The 14,948-nt window shown below is 66.3% G+C and carries 16 protein-coding genes; 7 read left to right on the plus strand and 9 right to left on the minus strand.

Features of this window, described 5'->3' with window-relative positions:
* Positions 1 to 45 precede the first annotated feature (45 nt).
* Entirely contained in the window at positions 46 to 600 is a 555-nt protein-coding gene (locus tag ACWIKC_RS02275) for a (2Fe-2S)-binding protein (RefSeq protein ID WP_454598521.1), read from the plus strand.
* Between the two features lie 70 nt (positions 601 to 670).
* Complete coding sequence (locus ACWIKC_RS02280; protein WP_454598522.1) at positions 671 to 1,015, plus strand: arsenate reductase family protein; 345 nt, start codon at positions 671 to 673, stop codon at positions 1,013 to 1,015.
* Here the strand turns inward: ACWIKC_RS02280 and ACWIKC_RS02285 are convergent.
* Entirely contained in the window at positions 1,012 to 2,391 is a 1,380-nt protein-coding gene (locus tag ACWIKC_RS02285) for an MFS transporter (protein WP_454598523.1), read from the minus strand. The genes ACWIKC_RS02280 and ACWIKC_RS02285 overlap by 4 nt on opposite strands.
* Before the next feature lie 166 nt (positions 2,392 to 2,557).
* Between ACWIKC_RS02285 and ACWIKC_RS02290 the strand changes: the two genes are divergently transcribed.
* Positions 2,558 to 3,130 (plus strand): class I SAM-dependent methyltransferase, encoded by a 573-nt coding sequence (locus tag ACWIKC_RS02290; RefSeq protein WP_454599420.1) that lies wholly within the window; start codon positions 2,558 to 2,560, stop codon positions 3,128 to 3,130.
* 28 nt (positions 3,131 to 3,158) lie between these two features.
* Here the strand turns inward: ACWIKC_RS02290 and ACWIKC_RS02295 are convergent, their stop codons facing one another.
* Positions 3,159 to 3,992 (minus strand): glycerophosphoryl diester phosphodiesterase membrane domain-containing protein, encoded by an 834-nt coding sequence (locus tag ACWIKC_RS02295; protein WP_454598524.1) that lies wholly within the window; start codon positions 3,990 to 3,992, stop codon positions 3,159 to 3,161.
* A 68-nt stretch (positions 3,993 to 4,060) separates the two neighbouring features.
* On the opposite strand from ACWIKC_RS02295, the gene lipB reads away from it, so the two are divergent.
* The gene (gene lipB / locus ACWIKC_RS02300; protein ID WP_454598525.1) at positions 4,061 to 4,732 is read left to right on the plus strand and encodes a lipoyl(octanoyl) transferase LipB; all 672 of its coding nucleotides are present in this window, start codon (positions 4,061 to 4,063) and stop codon (positions 4,730 to 4,732) included.
* A complete protein-coding gene (locus ACWIKC_RS02305; protein ID WP_454598526.1) occupies positions 4,729 to 5,043 on the plus strand; it encodes a hypothetical protein in 315 nt (104 codons plus the stop codon). Before lipB ends, ACWIKC_RS02305 begins: the two co-directional genes overlap by 4 nt.
* 39 nt (positions 5,044 to 5,082) lie before the next feature.
* Here the strand turns inward: ACWIKC_RS02305 and ACWIKC_RS02310 are convergent, their stop codons facing one another.
* Positions 5,083 to 6,174 (minus strand): alkene reductase, encoded by a 1,092-nt coding sequence (locus ACWIKC_RS02310; protein ID WP_454598527.1) that lies wholly within the window; start codon positions 6,172 to 6,174, stop codon positions 5,083 to 5,085.
* Between the two features lie 54 nt (positions 6,175 to 6,228).
* Here ACWIKC_RS02310 and ACWIKC_RS02315 point away from each other — a divergent pair, with 54 nt between their 5' ends.
* Positions 6,229 to 7,134 (plus strand): DMT family transporter, encoded by a 906-nt coding sequence (locus ACWIKC_RS02315; RefSeq protein ID WP_454598528.1) that lies wholly within the window; start codon positions 6,229 to 6,231, stop codon positions 7,132 to 7,134.
* Here the strand turns inward: ACWIKC_RS02315 and ACWIKC_RS02320 are convergent.
* The 6 genes from ACWIKC_RS02320 to ACWIKC_RS02345 all read right to left on the minus strand — a co-directional run bounded on the left by ACWIKC_RS02320 (position 7,131) and on the right by ACWIKC_RS02345 (position 13,388).
* Entirely contained in the window at positions 7,131 to 8,447 is a 1,317-nt protein-coding gene (locus tag ACWIKC_RS02320) for a DUF2254 domain-containing protein (protein ID WP_454598529.1), read from the minus strand. The genes ACWIKC_RS02315 and ACWIKC_RS02320 overlap by 4 nt on opposite strands.
* Positions 8,444 to 9,763, minus strand: coding sequence for a DUF2254 family protein (locus ACWIKC_RS02325; protein ID WP_454598530.1), 1,320 nt, complete (start codon positions 9,761 to 9,763; stop codon positions 8,444 to 8,446). The genes ACWIKC_RS02320 and ACWIKC_RS02325 overlap by 4 nt, the downstream gene beginning before the upstream one ends.
* 106 nt (positions 9,764 to 9,869) lie before the next feature.
* Entirely contained in the window at positions 9,870 to 10,859 is a 990-nt protein-coding gene (gene nadA / locus ACWIKC_RS02330) for a quinolinate synthase NadA (RefSeq protein WP_454598531.1), read from the minus strand.
* 73 nt (positions 10,860 to 10,932) lie between these two features.
* Positions 10,933 to 11,634, minus strand: coding sequence for a hypothetical protein (locus tag ACWIKC_RS02335; protein WP_454598532.1), 702 nt, complete (start codon positions 11,632 to 11,634; stop codon positions 10,933 to 10,935).
* 174 nt (positions 11,635 to 11,808) lie between these two features.
* A complete protein-coding gene (locus ACWIKC_RS02340; protein WP_454598533.1) occupies positions 11,809 to 12,531 on the minus strand; it encodes a DUF4230 domain-containing protein in 723 nt (240 codons plus the stop codon).
* Positions 12,516 to 13,388, minus strand: a complete 873-nt coding sequence (locus ACWIKC_RS02345; RefSeq protein ID WP_454598534.1) for an MBL fold metallo-hydrolase — start codon at positions 13,386 to 13,388, stop codon at positions 12,516 to 12,518. Before ACWIKC_RS02345 ends, ACWIKC_RS02340 begins: the two co-directional genes overlap by 16 nt.
* Before the next feature lie 90 nt (positions 13,389 to 13,478).
* On the opposite strand from ACWIKC_RS02345, the gene ACWIKC_RS02350 reads away from it, so the two are divergent.
* Positions 13,479 to 14,942 (plus strand): glycerol kinase, encoded by a 1,464-nt coding sequence (locus ACWIKC_RS02350; protein WP_454598535.1) that lies wholly within the window; start codon positions 13,479 to 13,481, stop codon positions 14,940 to 14,942.
* Positions 14,943 to 14,948: the final 6 nt, after the last annotated feature.

A 14,948-nucleotide genomic window follows, 5' to 3' on the forward strand; every position in this document is an offset into this window, starting at 1 on the left:
CCCGTGCGAAGGAGCACACCGCGCCAATTCGCAGGAGAACGCCGCTTGCCCCGCATGACCGTCAACGGAAGGCCGGTCGAATACCTGATGGAGCCGGATACGCCGCTGCTCTGGGCGCTGCGCGACGCCTCCAATCTGACGGGCACGAAATATGGCTGCGGGGTCGGCGATTGCGGGGCCTGCATGGTCCATGTCGATGGCGAGGCGCTGCGCAGCTGCCTGATCACCATCGCGGAGGCCGAGGGACGGTTCGTCACCACCATCGAAGGCCTGTCGCGCGACCGCTCGCATCCGGTGCAACAGGCGCTGGTGGCCGAACAGGCGATCCAGTGCGGTTACTGCACCCCGGGCATCGCGATGGCGGCAAGCGCGCTGCTCGACCGCAATTCCGCGCCGAGCGAGGAGGAGATCATCGCGGCGATTCCGAACCTGTGCCGCTGCGGGGTCTATCCCCGGCTGGTCCGCGCGATCGAACGGGCCGGGCGGGTGGCGCGCCGCGAGGAAACGATCAGCGCCGCGCCTGCACCCGGTATCAGCGCCGAAGACGCCGCGCGCCTGGTGCCCGCGATGACCCCGCCGGACAGCGCGGACGCTGACTGAACGGCGCGGTGTTTCCGCGGGCGTTGCTCTCGCCTAGAGGCCCGGGCGCAATCCACAGGAGACCGAATCGATGAAAGCGACGATCTGGCACAATCCGAAATGCGGCACTTCGCGCAAAACCCTGGCGATCCTCGAGAACCTTTCGAAGGTCGAGCTTACCGTGGTCGAATATCTCAAGGATCCGCCGAGCCGCGAAAAGCTCGAACAGCTTTACAGGGATGCCGGCATCGCGCCGCAGCAAGGACTGCGGCTGCGCGGCACCGATGCCGAGGAACGCGGTCTGCCCGATGCCGTTGCAGCGACCGTGATCGAGGCGATGGTGGCGGACCCGATTCTCATCAACCGCCCGCTGGTCGAGACCGAGAAGGGCGTCCGCCTGTGCCGCCCGCAGGACACGGTCTTGGAAATCCTCTAGTTGCGGTCTCGGGTCAGCTTCTCGTCGGGCTGGAGCGTGCGCAACCCGATCACGAAGACTGCGAAGCAGAGCAGGAGGATGAGCCCGAAGCCAAGCCAGTCTGAGGTGTTGTAGAGAAACACGCCGAGCGCAGGCGCATAGATGAAGCTCGCGCCCGCGACCGAAGCGGTCACCCCGCTGGCGCGACCTTGCTCCGCGCGGCTGACCGCTAGCGATGTGCCCGCGGTGGTGCCCGGGCGGAACAAGCCGAAGCCGAGCGAGGCGATGGCATAGCCGAGCGCGATGCTGTGCAGATCCTGCGCCCCCCCGAGCACCGCGACACCAAGGCCCGCCACCGCGATGCCCCACAGCGACGCCGCGCGCGGACCCAGATGCAGCCGGGGGATGAGCCCCCATTGCGCCAGCAGCGTGGCAAGCGCGCCCGCCATCAGCACCAGACCGACCGGTCCTGTGCCTTCCGCCGGAGTGTCGCGCAGGCCCAGTCGGTCGAGCACAAGAAAGCCGGAAATACCGAGAATCATCGCCTGCGCATGACCGCCGAGAAGGCCGACGGTGACCCAGGGGCGCAGGCGCGGGTCCATCCAGCGCAGCTTGCCTTCGGGAAGAGTGTCGTCTTCTCCGTCGGTTTGCTCCCTGGCGTCCGCTCCCGTGCCGTCATGGCGGTGCCCGGCGGTCGAGCCGCCGGCGTAGGGCGCGTCATAGGCATTACCTCGTGCCGGGAATTGCGGCTCGTCGTTTGGCAGGCGAAGGCGCAAGGCCACCAGCGCCACCACGCCGATCAGCGCGAAGATGATGAAGGGCCCGGTCAACCCAAGAAACGGCAGCACCATCAGCGGCGCCAGAGCGGGACCGATTACCGTACCCAGCCCGAAGCTCGAGGCGATCAGCGAGAGCGCCTGAGTGCGTTCCGAGCGCGGGGTGCGGCTGGCGACATAGGCCTGCACTGCAGGCGGTGCGGCGCTCCCGAAGCCGCCATAGAGACTGCGCGCCGCGGCGAAGGCGATCAGCGCCCAGATCGCGGGCAGCGCGTTGGTCAGCCCGAGCCACAGCGCCAGCCCACAGAAACTCATCGAGACGATGAAGCCCGACAGTCCCAGCGCCATCATCGCCTTGCGGCCGCGCTGGTCCGAACGATCCGCCCAGATCGGCGCGCAGACCACCCACAGCAGTGCCGACCAGCTGTAGGCGAGGCTGATCCAGACATCGTTGACTTCCAGCGCGGTGCCGATCGAGGGCATCACCGATTGCATCGCGGTGTTGCCCGCCGCGGTGACCAGCATCACCATGAACAGCAGCGCCATCCGTCCGCGTGGAATGGCCTGCGGAAGCGCGGCGGGCAGGGGCGCTACGGAGTGGGAAGGGTCGCTTTCGGCCATGGTGATTCCGCGCTAGGCCTGCCCCCGACGGGTTGCAATGCCGCGTTGAAGCTGTAACCCGTCGTCGCCTCGTGGGTCGCTGACCACAGACAAGGGTCGATTAGTGAACGATTATCAGGGCACAAGCGCGCTCCGCCGCGACGATCTCAAGGCGCGGACAGGTCGTTTGTTCGGACAGTGGGGGGTGTTTTTCCGGGGTTTTCTCGAGCATCCCAAGATGGTCGGTTCGATCATTCCCTCGTCGCGCTTCACCATCGAAAAAATGCTGGCGCCGGTCGAATGGGACGAGTGCAAGCTGTTCGTCGAATACGGCCCCGGGGTCGGCACCTTCTGCCAGCCGGTGCTCGACAGGCTGCGGCGCGACGGGACGCTGATCGTCATCGACACCAACCCGCTCTATATCGACTATCTGCGCAAGACCATTACCGACAGCCGCTTCCACGCGGTGCTTGGCTCGGCCGCCGAGGTCGAGGAAATCGTTGCCGCGCATGGCTTCGACCAGGCCGACTATGTGCTGTCGGGGCTACCGTTCTCGACATTGCCCGATGGTGTCGCGCCAGCCATCGCCGAGGCGACCCACCGCGTGCTGCGCCCGGGCGGCGCCTTCCTGGTCTATCAGTTCACCGCCCGCGCGCGCGATTATATGGCACCCCATTTCGACCGCATCGACAGCGGCTTCGAATGGCTAAACGTGCTACCGTGCAAGCTGTTCTGGGGATGGAAGCGCGAAGAGGGTTGAGCCCCAACCTAGGTCGAGGCGCTAACCCCTAGTCCTCTCCGCCAGCGCGCGGAACCGATGCGCTGGTCTGCCCGGCCAGTTGCTGGTGGACCGAAGCAAGCACCGCATAGGCGACGACGGAGAAGATCGCGTTTATCAGCGCCCCGGTGATCGCCAGCCCGATCAGCTGCAGTTCCTCTCCCAGCAGTGCCAGCACCAGGCCGATGATCAGGTTGAGGACCGTCGAGGCCACCACGAAGGCCACGATCAGAAGCAGGAAGAAGAAGAACAGGCGAAAGCTGTTGCCCTTGGTGAGGCGCCACGAGCGCGCCAGCGCGGCCAGCGGATTGCGCATCTGGTCGACCGCGATAGCGGGCGAGGTGAGCGAAAACTTGACCACGATGTAGATCACGACCGGCAGGGCGATCAGCGGGAGCAATCCGGCCAGCGCCGCGGACCCGGTCGCCACGCCGATGGCGCCGGCCAGCACGATGGGGGCGAAGATCGCCAGGGCGGCAATGATCTGCGCCCCCAGCTGGGTCGGCAGCAGCATGACGCCGCGTCTTATGGCATCGCCCACGGTGGGGCGCGCATGGTCGCCCAGAACCGCGAGGCTGGCGATCGCGCCGACCGACTGGATCAGCGCCAGCAGCAGCAGCGCCCACCAGAACTCCGCGTAGAAATCCTGGATCAACCCGGCGATGGCATCCATGTCGGGCTGCTCCGAAGCCGAGGCTTCGGCGACGCCCATGTCGGGCAGGAACAGCGAGAAGGCGAGATAGGGCAGGAAGAAGAACACGCCTGCCAGAACCAGCACGACTTCGCGATTGGCGCGGATCATCGCGATCGCTCCATCCCATCCGGCGCTGAGGTCCAATTTCATTCGCTTTGCTCCCCGATCTGGCTCTTTGGCCCTTGATAACCGCCCGCAGTCTCGCCACGCAATCTCCCATGACCGCCGCGTCCCCCGAAACAGTCGAAATCCGTCGCAGCGCGAACCGCATCCCCTATCGCGAGGCGCTGGCAACCATGGAAGCGCGCAACGAGGCGATCGGGCGGGGCGAGGCGAAGGAGCTGGTCTGGCTGCTCGAGCATCCGCCGGTCTACACCGCCGGGACCAGCGCGGTGGCGGGCGAACTGCTCGACCCGCGCTTCGAGGTGGTCGAGGCCGGTCGTGGGGGCCGCTACACCTATCATGGGCCGGGGCAGCAGATCGGCTACGTCCTGCTCGATCTGAGGAAGCGCGAACGCGACGTGCGGCGCTTCGTCCAGGCGCTCGAAGGCTGGGTGATCGCCACGCTGGGCGACATCGGCGTCGAGGCGTGGCGCGCCGAGGGCCGCATCGGCATCTGGACGAAGGATATCGACGGTCGCGAGGCCAAGATCGGCGCGATCGGCGTGCGGGTTCGGCGCTGGGTGACGATGCACGGCTTCTCGGTCAATCTCGATCCCGACCTCACCCATTTCACCGGCATCGTACCCTGCGGCATCGAGGAGTTCGGCGTCACCAGCCTTGCAAGACTGGGCAAACCGCTTGCGCCCGAGAGCTGGGATGAGGCATTGCTCGCGCGTCTCGACGATTTCCTCGCCGCGCTGAACGGAAAGATGAGCGCCCTGCCATGATCTATCGCCTGCCTGCCGCCCTGCTCCCGCTCGCCCTGCTGGCGGGCTGCGGGGACGAACCCGTCGCCGAACCGACCGACAATGACGGCCGCTCAGCCGAGGGGGAAGTCATCGGTGGGACGATCAGCGATGCGATGCTGCCGCTCGATACGGTGCGCTCGCAGGCACCGCCCATGACAGAGATGAGCGAGACGGAGGCTGGTGCCCCGAGGGGCAATGCAGCGGCTCCTGCGGACTCCGAGGAGGCCGAGCCGGCTGCAGCCACCGATGAGCCGGAACCCGAGGGCGAAGCGGGCGAAGACGCCACCTGACGGATCAGGCGACGTCTCCGTCCTTCTCAACCCAGCGACTTATTCGCCCAGCTTCGGGTAGTCGATATAGCCTTCGGGCCCGCTTCCGTACCAGCTGCGCGGCACGTCGACATTGGGCGCGATCTCGGCCCCGGTGTGGATGCGCTCGGGCAGATCGGGGTTCGAGATGAACCAGCGGCCCCAGGCCACAGCATCGCAACGGTCAGCCTCGATATCGGCGACCGCTTCCTCGGCGGTGTAGTCCGAATTGAGCACCAGCGGCCCGGAATAGAGCTTGCGGATCAGCGGGCTCTGCTTGGGGACGTCGGTCTGGCCGAAGGTGCCATCGGGGCCGGGTTCGCGCAATTCGAGGAAGCCCAGCTTGAGCTGCTCGACCACGCGCGCAGCGGCGCCGAAGGTCGCCGCCGGATCGCTGTCGTCGCAGCCCTGCGTTTCGCCATTGGGCGACAGGCGGACGGAGACCCGGTCGGCACCCCAGACATCGATCAGCGCCTCGAGCACTTCCCGCAGGAAACGCACCCGGTTCTCGGGCGAGCCGCCGTAATCGTCGTCGCGCAGATTGGTGCTGTCGCGCAGGAACTGGTCGACCAGATAGCCATTCGCGCCATGCAGCTGAACCCCGTCGAATCCGGCCTTCTTGGCATTCTCGGCGGCGTGGCGATAGTCGCCGACCACTCGCGAGATTTCCTCGAGCCCGAGTTCGCGCGCCGGCTCGTAATCCTTGCGGCCTTCGAAGGTGTGCGCATGGCCCGGGGCCGTGGTCGCGCTTGCCGAAACCGGCGGATTGCCGTCGAGGAACAGCGGGTGGACCAGCCGGCCCATGTGCCACATCTGCAGGATGATCTTGCCGCCTTCTTCGTGCACGGCCTTGGTGACTGCTTTCCAGCCTTCGACCTGCTCATCGCTCCAGATGCCCGGCGCGGCGGGCCAGCCGAGGCCTTCGACGCTGATGCCGGTGGCTTCGCTGATGATCAGCCCGGCGCTGGCGCGCTGGCGGTAGTAGGTGACCATCATTGCATTCGGGACCGAGCCCGGCTGGGTCGAGCGGCCGCGCGTCAGCGGCGCCATGATGACGCGGTTCTTGGCCTCGATCGCACCCAATTTCAGCGGTTCGAAAAGCTTGTCGTGCATATGCTTGTATCCAATTTTGCTGGTGTGTTGTGGCATGCGAGCTAGGGACCGCCCATGGGTGTGACAAGCGCGGCTCCGGCAAAGAAAGCCTATCAGGCCAGTGCCTGGCACTTGGCCGCGCTGCTGGCCGGCAATGCCGCGCTGGCTTTCGGCCCCTGGTTCGTGCGGGTGGCCGATACCGGCCCGGTCAGCGCCGGGTTCTGGCGGCTGGCGCTGCCGATTCCGCTGATCGCCTGGCTCGCCTGGCGCGAACGCAGCGGTGCGCCGCTCGACCGGCGGCTGCTTTGGCTGGCTGCGGTCGCGGGGGTGTTCTTCGCGGTGGATCTCGCCAGCTGGCACATCGGTATCGAGATGACCCGGCTGGGCAATGCCGTACTGTTCGGCAATTCGGGCAGCGTGATCCTGATGTTCTGGGGGCTGGTCGCGCTGCGCCGCAAACCTTTGCCGCGCGAAGGACTGGCAGTGTTGGCGGCGCTGTCGGGGGCGGCGATCCTGTTGGGGCGCAGTCTGGAGATCTCGCCCGCGAGCGCGCTGGGAGACCTGTTCTGCCTGTTCGCGGGGCTGTGCTACGCCTTCTATCTGCTGCCGGCCCAGCGTGCGCGGGCGACGCTCGGCGCCTGGACCGTGCTGTTGCTGGTGTGCTGCGTGGCTGCGCCGATCATGCTGGCGATGGCATTCGCCATGGGGGAGCCGATTCTGCCCGGAGCCGCAGGGTGGAGTCCGGTCGTGGGTCTCGCGGTGTCGAGCCAGCTGGTCGGTCAGGGGCTACTGGTGTTCGCGCTGCGCCATTTCCCGCCGCTGGTTATCGGCATGGCGCTGCTGACCCAGCCTGCCATCGCCGCATGCGTCGGATGGTTTGCGTTCGGGGAAATGCTGACGGTGATGGATGTGGCGGGGATGGCGTTGCTGGCGGGGGCACTGGTGCTGGCGCGCTCCGCCCCGCCGCCGAAGCTCGCCTAGCGCTCGATCCGTTCGAGGAAACGCCGGTAGCGCGCCTCCACCGCATCCAGCTCGGGCCCGACGAGATGTTTGCGGGCCTGCTGCGCGAGCAAGTCGCCCTCCTTACGGATCAACGCCCGCCGGCTCTCGTCGTCGACCATGCTGGCGGCATCGACCAGGGCATCGAAGGTCACCTGCGTCGCGATGCGATTGGTGGCGATGCCGCCGCGAACCGCACCGAAGCCGCGCTCGAGATAGTGTTGGAAATCGTCCTCGAGCAGGACGAGATGCGGTTCCTCGCCATCCTTCGCGTAGCTGCGTGTGAGATCGCGATAGCCGAGTTCGGCGGTGGCGGCGCCCAGCCAGTGAACCGCGGTCACCGCGGTGAAGGGATCGTTGATGCCCGGCGACAGCGCGCGCAAGGCGATCTCGACCAGCTCGTCGATCAGGAACTGCATGTCCTGGCTGGGTGTGCGCATGCTGCCGAGCGTGAAGCATTCGCGCACCTCCTTGTCGGGGCAATCCTCGACCACGTCCATGTCTGCCCAAAAGGCGATCGTCACTCCGGGATGGACGAAATCACCCGTCCGCAGCGCCAGCTTGAGCTTTCCATCCTCGCGCTGGGCGATCCGTTCCAGCCGGGCGAAAGCGATCGCCTGGATATAGCCGGTGTCCTTCGCGACGATGGGTGAGCCTTCCGGTGCCGATCCAGCGCGCTCGCCGGTGTTCCGGTCGGGAAATCGCTCGACAATGTCCTTGAGCAGACGGGCGCCGATGCCCCTCAGTACCGAATTGACCCGGATCGAGGCGGGAATATGGTTGAGGAAATAGACCAGCACCGCGACCGACAGGCCCATCAGCGCGAAGGCAACCAGCAGCGACAATTGCGGGACGAAGCCGGCGTCGGTTGCCACAGCGAGCCCGAGGCCGTTCGTGGTCTCGTCCTCGGCGCGCACGGTGCGTAGCACGGTGATCGCATAGACGAAGGTGCCGATGAAGGTCGCGAGGCTGAACTGGTTGCCGCGATCCTCCATGAAATTGGTCAACAGCCGGGGCCCATAATTGCCACTGGCATAGGCCACCGCCGCGATGGTGATCGAGAAGACCGTTGAGGCGACCCCGATCATCGCGCCTGCGATGACGGTGAGCATATTGCTCGCGCCCTGAGGCCGCGCCGGTTGCAGCCAGCTGATTTCACTCAGGAACTCTGCCCAGCCGCTGCGGTCCAGCCACAGTGTGACCATGGCGAGCGCGAGCGAACCGACCGAAAAGAGCGCTGGCAGAAACCAGTAGCTGGCGTTGATGCTTTGCCAGAAGACGCGCAACCGGGTCATGAGGCACTCCTTTTTCGGGTGAGCGACGCGGACTCTCGCTGCGCCAGCCGCGCCATGGCGCTGGCGATGTCGTCGCGATCCGGCGCGAAGCCGGTCCTTGTCAGAGCTTCGTCATGCAGCTCGCGACCAGAGGATTCGAGAAAGGCAAGCAATCCGGCCGGGGTCTGGCGGCTATCCAGCAGCGCCACCAAGCGGGCGTAATTGTCGATCATGCGGATGGCGACTGCCGGATAGGCGCTGGCCGACTGGCGGAAGGCCTTGAGCGGCGCCTCGAACAGGCCGCGAAAGTCCTGACCCGGCAATTCGAACCGCGGATCGGTCCGGCAGGCGGCGACCATGCCGTCGTCGACCCAGGTCTCCGCATGACCCGCGATCGCGGCTGCAAGCTGGTCGGCGCAGGCCATCGCGGTGTAGAAATCATTGATCCCGGGTGACATCGCGCGCGCGGCCACTTCCACCAACAGGCGCACCTGAAAGACAGTGGATTCGATGCTCGATCGGAAGTCACTGATCGGCGTCGCCGAAAGCGTTGCGTCGTCGTCCGGCGCCGCGTCCTCGAAACGCACCAGCGGCTCGCCCTCGAGGACATGCTGGCCGGGGGCGACGCAGAAGCGAACCGCCCCTTTGTGGCCGTCAAGTTCCTGTGCGATCGTTTTGAGGTCGATGCTCTGGACGTAGCCCGAGCGGGGCGCAGCAATGACATGCGCCCATTCGCCCCGATAGGGGATCGTCGGGACAACGGGCACCGCGACCGTGGACGCCTCGCGTCCGATATGCGCGACCGAGCGATCGATGAACATGGTCCTGCCAAGGTCGTGGATGGCGACGCCCAGCATCCCGATGTTGACCGCAGCCAACACGAGCACGGCGGCAAGAGCGAAATGGGGCACCAGCGCGATTGGCGCCTCGGCATCGATCCGGGCGAAGACGATCACCGAGAACACGAGGCAGAAGGTGAGGCCCGCCATCGACAGCCGTACCAGCCCCTTGTCGAGCCAGCGGTCGACCAGCCGGACGCCCAGATTGCCGGTGGCCAGCGTCAGCACGATCAGCACGATCGACCAGTAGAGCGTCAGGAAAGCAGCGTTGACGCCGACGATGGCGGCGGCGACATCCTGCGCAGTGTCGGCCGAGGTGAACAGCGCCAGGCCACGGTCGTAGACCCAGCGCCCGGCGCCTTGCGCGTCGACCCAAAGCACCAGCCACGCCACCAGCGGCGCGGCGACCACGGCAACCAGCGGCAGCGACCAGTAATTGGCCACCAGCCGGTAGATCACCCAGTCCCTGATGCCCCCGATCGGGCCTTTTGCAGCCAAGTGCCTATGCCCCCTGTGAACACTCTAAAGTCGAGAAGACGCGCCAGTCAGGCAAGCGTTCAACCTGGCAGGCCCGTACAACTCGCCTATAACGACAGGATCTAGCTCATATCTTTCCGAGATCGCCATGGCCAATCGTCCCGCTGGCCATTTCGAGCATCCGGTCGAGGCTGCGCTTGGCCTGCAGCCGGAGCCCTTCCTCGATTTCGATCCGCGGTTCCAGATCGCGCAGGCAGGTGTAGAGCTTCTCCAGCGTGTTGAGCGCCATATAGGGGCAGATGTTGCAGCTGCACTTGCCGTCGGCGCCGGGCGCGCCGATGAAATTCTTGTTCGGCAGCGCCTTTTCCATCTGGTGGATGATGTGCGGCTCGGTGGCGACGATCAGCGTGTCGCCCTCGAAGGTCTCGGCGAATTGCAGGATGCCGCTGGTCGAGCCGACGTAATCGGCGTGATCGACGATGGTCGGCGGACATTCGGGATGCGCCGCCACCGGCGCGCCGGGATACTGTTGCTTGAGCTTGAGTAGCTCGGTCTCGCTGAAGGCCTCGTGGACGATGCAAACCCCGGGCCACAGCAGCATCTCGCGGTCGAACTTGCGGCTGAGATAGCCGCCCAGATGACGGTCGGGGCCGAAGATGATCTTCTGGTCCTTGGGAATCTGCTGGAGGATGGTCTCGGCGCTCGAGCTGGTGACGATCACGTCGGAGAGCGCCTTCACCTCGGTCGAGCAATTGATGTAGGTCAGCGCGATGTGGTCGGGATGCGCTTCGCGGAAGGCCTTGAACTTCTCGGGCGGGCAGCTGTCTTCGAGGCTGCAACCGGCATCCATGTCGGGCAGCACGACGATCTTCTGGGGGCTGAGAATCTTGGCGGTGTCGGCCATGAACTTGACCCCGCAAAACGCGATTACATCGGCGTCGGTTTCGGCGGCCATCTGGCTCAGCTGAAGGGAGTCCCCGACGAAATCGGCGAGATCCTGGATCTGCGGGCTCTGGTAGTAATGCGCCAGGATCACCGCGTTGCGCTCCTTGCGCAGGCGATCGATCTCGGCAAGCAGATCGGTGCCGGTGGGGGGTGAGGTAAGCTGTTGAGTCATGCAATTCCGTCCTGTGCTCGCTTCATGGCGGGCATATAGTCAGAACGGCTACCCTGGCGAGGGGGTTCCGCTTTCACATGGTGAAGCCAGGAGGAAGGTACGCTTCCATGGGCCGTTCGGCGCCGGAGGTGCCGGCGATAATGCTCTCGGTGAGCGCGAAGCCCCAGGGGCTGTAGGCGAAAAGCATCGAGCCGACGAAAGTCGCGGCGTAGATACCCGTCCCCCACCAATAGGCGGGATGGATGCGGCCATCCCGGCGCAAATCGGCCAGCATCCCGACGAGCGGGAACAGCATGGTGACGGCGGTGGTGATGGTCCATGAATAGGGCATCATCAGCGGCAGCGGCAGAATCCGGCCCAGCCCGGGCCCGGTGAGGATCGCCATGGCGACAAGCATCAGCCGGCGGTGCCAGCCGGTGTAGCGTTGCCGCCGCAGCGCCCAACAGGCGAGACCGCCGAAACACAGCAGCAAGGCCAGATTGCTGATCAGGAACTCGTTGACGTCGAAGAAAAACGGTCCGCCGGTGCGGCGGGCGACCGTGATCAGGATCGTGAAGCCGGTCGCGACCATGGCGGCGATCCAGACATAGGCGAGCTTGCCGAGGCGCCCATGAAGCGCCCAGTTCCCGCTCGCCGCCGAGATGTGTTGCGCCAGATAGAGGGCGATCCATCCCATGAAGGTCACGGCATGGATGTGATAGGCGGCAGGGGCGGCGAAACTCGACCGGCCCATCGCGAGCTGGAGTGAGAAACCGGCGACGATGATGGCCGACATTGCAAATGCCATGACGGCAAAGAAGCGGGCATTGCCCCTTGCCGGTGCGCTCCGCGGTGACGCGATAGTAGCCATTTTGCCCGTCCTCCCCCCCCAGAGGGTAAGTCGAGCGACCCAACCAATCTTATCGCAATTTACCCGAGCCTCCGCGCGCCCGTCAATTCGATTGTGCGCCTAGCTTGCCTCGGCTTCGTCTTCGAAGCGGACCAGCACGCGGACATCGCCATAGCCCGCCACCTGCATCGGAATGGTGAGGTTCTGGCGCACAGCAGCCTTCGCGGCCTGCCGCGCAAGCGCGAGGATTTCGGGATTTCTGGCAAAGGCGCTGGCCTTGGCTTCGGCCTGGCGCGAATTGTTGCGCGCCAGATCCTGCGATGCGTCGCGGGTCACCCAGGCACCTTCGGTGAAGACGCGCGCCTGCGCCTCGTCGAGATTGGGGGTGGTGGTCTGGATCTGGGGAAGGGTGACGTTGAGCGTATCGCCCTCGGCATCCCAGGCGAAATCGCCCCGATCCATGCCCGATAGGTCGAGCCGGTATTCGACCGAGGCGGGGATGATCGTCGCCTGGCGCGAGCGCAGCACGGGAACGCCCATCACCCCGCGGGTGTCCTCGCTTTCGGCGACCACTTCGAAGCGCGAGCTGAAGACGGTGAGCGAATTCTGCCGCTCGAACGCCAGCATGGCACTGCCGACCGGATCGCCTTCCTCCTGATAGAGGAACGCTCGCCACGCCAGCCAGATGGTGGCGGCGAGCAGGATGAATACCACCAGCCATGGCGCGCCCTGCATGCGGCTGCGCCGAGACACCGGGGCGTCGCGCGCCACCTGCGGTTCGAGCGTGCTGCCTGTCTTCACGCTGCCTGTCTTCACGCTGTCGGTGTTCAACTGGTCTGCCATATATCCTCCGAACGGGCGACGAGGCCGCGCCGTTCCAGATCGATGAGATGCGCGGTGACCGAGAGAGCCGCAGCCTTGGTGAGCCTGGGGTCGAGCCCCTTGTACATCTGCGGTACCAGCTCGCCGACTTCCTGCCGGTCCTCGCCGAGCAGCCGCAGGATCTGGTTCTCGCGCTGGCGGCGGTGGCCGATCATCGAGCGCACCAGCTGGCGCGGGTTGGTTACCGCGGGCCCATGCGCCGGATAGAGCACGCGATCGTCGCGTTCGTGGAGCAATTCCAGGCTGTTCATATAGTCGCCCATGTCGCCATCGGGCGGGACGACGACGCTGGTCGACCAGCCCATCACATGATCGCCGCTGAAGAGCGCACCGCTTTCTTCCAGCGCGAAGCAAAGATGGTTGGAGACATGGCCCGGTGTGGCGACCGCGGTGAGCGTCCAGCCCGGACCGGTCATCGCCTCGCCATCCGCCAGCACGCGGTCGGGTTCGTAATCGGGATCGAAGCCCTCGTCGGCGCGCGGTCCGGTGGTGTCGAAGGCCACCGGCGCGCAGCCGACGATCGGCGCGCCGGTGCGGCGAGCCAGCGGGCGCGAGGCGGGCGAATGGTCGCGATGCGTATGCGTGCACATGATCGCGCAGACATGCTCGCCGCCGATCGCGGCTTCCAGCGCGGCGAGGTGCGCGGGCTCGTCCGGCCCCGGATCGATCACCGCGCAGCCGTCACCCAGCCCGACGATATAGGTCTGGGTGCCGGTGTAGGTGAAGGGCGAGGGATTGGGCGCGAGCACGCGGCGCACCAGCGGCTCGATCTGTTCGGCCTGGCCGGTGGGCCAGGGTTTGGGCGGTGCCTTTGCCATGCACCGCATATGGGGACATGGGGCCCGTTAGTCGAGGACGGGATATGCCGCCTCGACTTCGCGCGCCCGCTCGGGATAAGGCTGCCCGCCATGGGAGAAACAATTCTGGTCCTCGACGAGGGCACCACATCCACGCGCGCAATGGTTTTCGCACCCGACGGCACGATGCAGCGGGTCGTCCAGGCCGAGATCACGCAATATTATCCGCGGCCCGGCTGGGTCGAGCATGATGCGGGCGAGATCTGGGACAAGACGCTGCGCTGCGCGCGCGAGGCGATCGGCGGTGACGCCTCTAGGATTGCGGCGATCGGAATCACCAACCAGCGCGAGACCGTGGTCGCCTGGGACAAGGCCACCGGCGAACCGCTCACCCGCGCGATCGTGTGGCAGGACCGGCGGACCAGCGGCTTCTGCGCCGAGCTCAAGGAAGCGGGGCACGAGGGCGAAATCCAGCGGCGCACCGGGCTGCTGCTCGATCCCTATTTCTCGGGCACCAAGATGCGCTGGCTGCTCGACAATGACGAGGCGGTGCGCGGCGCGGCGCAGGCCGGCACGCTGGCTTTCGGCACGGTCGAGAGCTGGCTGGTGTTCAAGCTGACCGGCGGGGCGCATCTCAGCGATGCGAGCAATGCCAGTCGCACCCAACTGCTGCCGCTCGAGGGCGCGCAATTCGATGCCGGACTGTGCGATCTGATGGGGGTGCCGCTGGCTGCGCTGCCGCAGGTCACCGACACCCATGGCGAACTGGCCCGCTGCGACGCGAGCTGGTTCGGGCGCGATATTCCGATCTGCGGGCTGGTCGGCGACCAGCAATCGGCGACCATCGGCCAGGGCTGCCTGTCGTTCGGCGAAACCAAGGCGACCTATGGCACCGGCGCCTTCGTGCTGACCAACAAGGGCGGGGATATCCCGCGCTCGGCCAACCGCCTGCTCGGCACCGTCCTCAACCAGCGCGACGGCAAGAGAACCTATGCGCTCGAAGGCTCGGTCTTCGTCGCCGGAAGCCTGGTTAAATGGCTGCGCGATACGCTGGGGCTGATCGAGAGCTCGGCGCAGACCGAGGAACTGGCGCGCTCGGTGGCGGACAGCGGCGAGGTGGTGATCGTGCCCGCATTGTCGGGGCTGGGCGCGCCGCATTGGCAGCCCGAGGCACGCGGGGTCATCGCCGGGCTCAGCTTCGCCAGCGGCCGCGCGCAGATCGCGCGCGCCGCGCTCGAGGCGATGGCGCACCAGACCCACGATCTGGCCGAAGCCTTCGCCGCCGATGGCGCGCCCTGGACCGCGCTGCGGATCGACGGCGGGATGAGCGCCAACGACTGGATGGCGCAGGATCTGGCCGACATGCTCGATATCGCGGTCGAGCGCCCCGATTTCGTCGAGACGACCGCGCTGGGTGCGGCGCTGTGCGCGGCGGTCGGGGCGGGACTCTACGCCACGCTCGAAGAGGCGGCCAAGGCAATGCGAGGACCGGCGCAAAGCTTCGTGCCGACCTCGACCGACGCTGTCCGGCAGGAACGGCTGGCGCGCTGGCGCAAGGCGCTCGCCGCCGCCTGACGCGGT

It is taken from the genome of Qipengyuania sp. SM2507, from assembly GCF_053714505.1.

Bases quoted from the DNA above. Each gene is read 5' to 3' on its own strand.
- ACWIKC_RS02280 (WP_454598522.1), top strand. From the start codon at position 671: ATGAAAGCGACGATCTGGCACAATCCGAAATGCGGCACTTCGCGCAAA.
- ACWIKC_RS02285 (WP_454598523.1), bottom strand. From the start codon at position 2,391: ATGGCCGAAAGCGACCCTTCCCACTCCGTAGCGCCCCTGCCCGCCGCG.
- ACWIKC_RS02295 (WP_454598524.1), bottom strand. From the start codon at position 3,992: ATGAAATTGGACCTCAGCGCCGGATGGGATGGAGCGATCGCGATGATC.
- lipB (WP_454598525.1), top strand. From the start codon at position 4,061: ATGACCGCCGCGTCCCCCGAAACAGTCGAAATCCGTCGCAGCGCGAAC.
- ACWIKC_RS02305 (WP_454598526.1), top strand. From the start codon at position 4,729: ATGATCTATCGCCTGCCTGCCGCCCTGCTCCCGCTCGCCCTGCTGGCG.
- ACWIKC_RS02310 (WP_454598527.1), bottom strand. From the start codon at position 6,174: ATGCACGACAAGCTTTTCGAACCGCTGAAATTGGGTGCGATCGAGGCC.
- ACWIKC_RS02315 (WP_454598528.1), top strand. From the start codon at position 6,229: ATGGGTGTGACAAGCGCGGCTCCGGCAAAGAAAGCCTATCAGGCCAGT.
- ACWIKC_RS02320 (WP_454598529.1), bottom strand. From the start codon at position 8,447: ATGACCCGGTTGCGCGTCTTCTGGCAAAGCATCAACGCCAGCTACTGG.
- nadA (WP_454598531.1), bottom strand. From the start codon at position 10,859: ATGACTCAACAGCTTACCTCACCCCCCACCGGCACCGATCTGCTTGCC.
- ACWIKC_RS02335 (WP_454598532.1), bottom strand. From the start codon at position 11,634: ATGTCGGCCATCATCGTCGCCGGTTTCTCACTCCAGCTCGCGATGGGC.
- ACWIKC_RS02340 (WP_454598533.1), bottom strand. From the start codon at position 12,531: ATGGCAGACCAGTTGAACACCGACAGCGTGAAGACAGGCAGCGTGAAG.
- ACWIKC_RS02345 (WP_454598534.1), bottom strand. From the start codon at position 13,388: ATGGCAAAGGCACCGCCCAAACCCTGGCCCACCGGCCAGGCCGAACAG.
- ACWIKC_RS02350 (WP_454598535.1), top strand. From the start codon at position 13,479: ATGGGAGAAACAATTCTGGTCCTCGACGAGGGCACCACATCCACGCGC.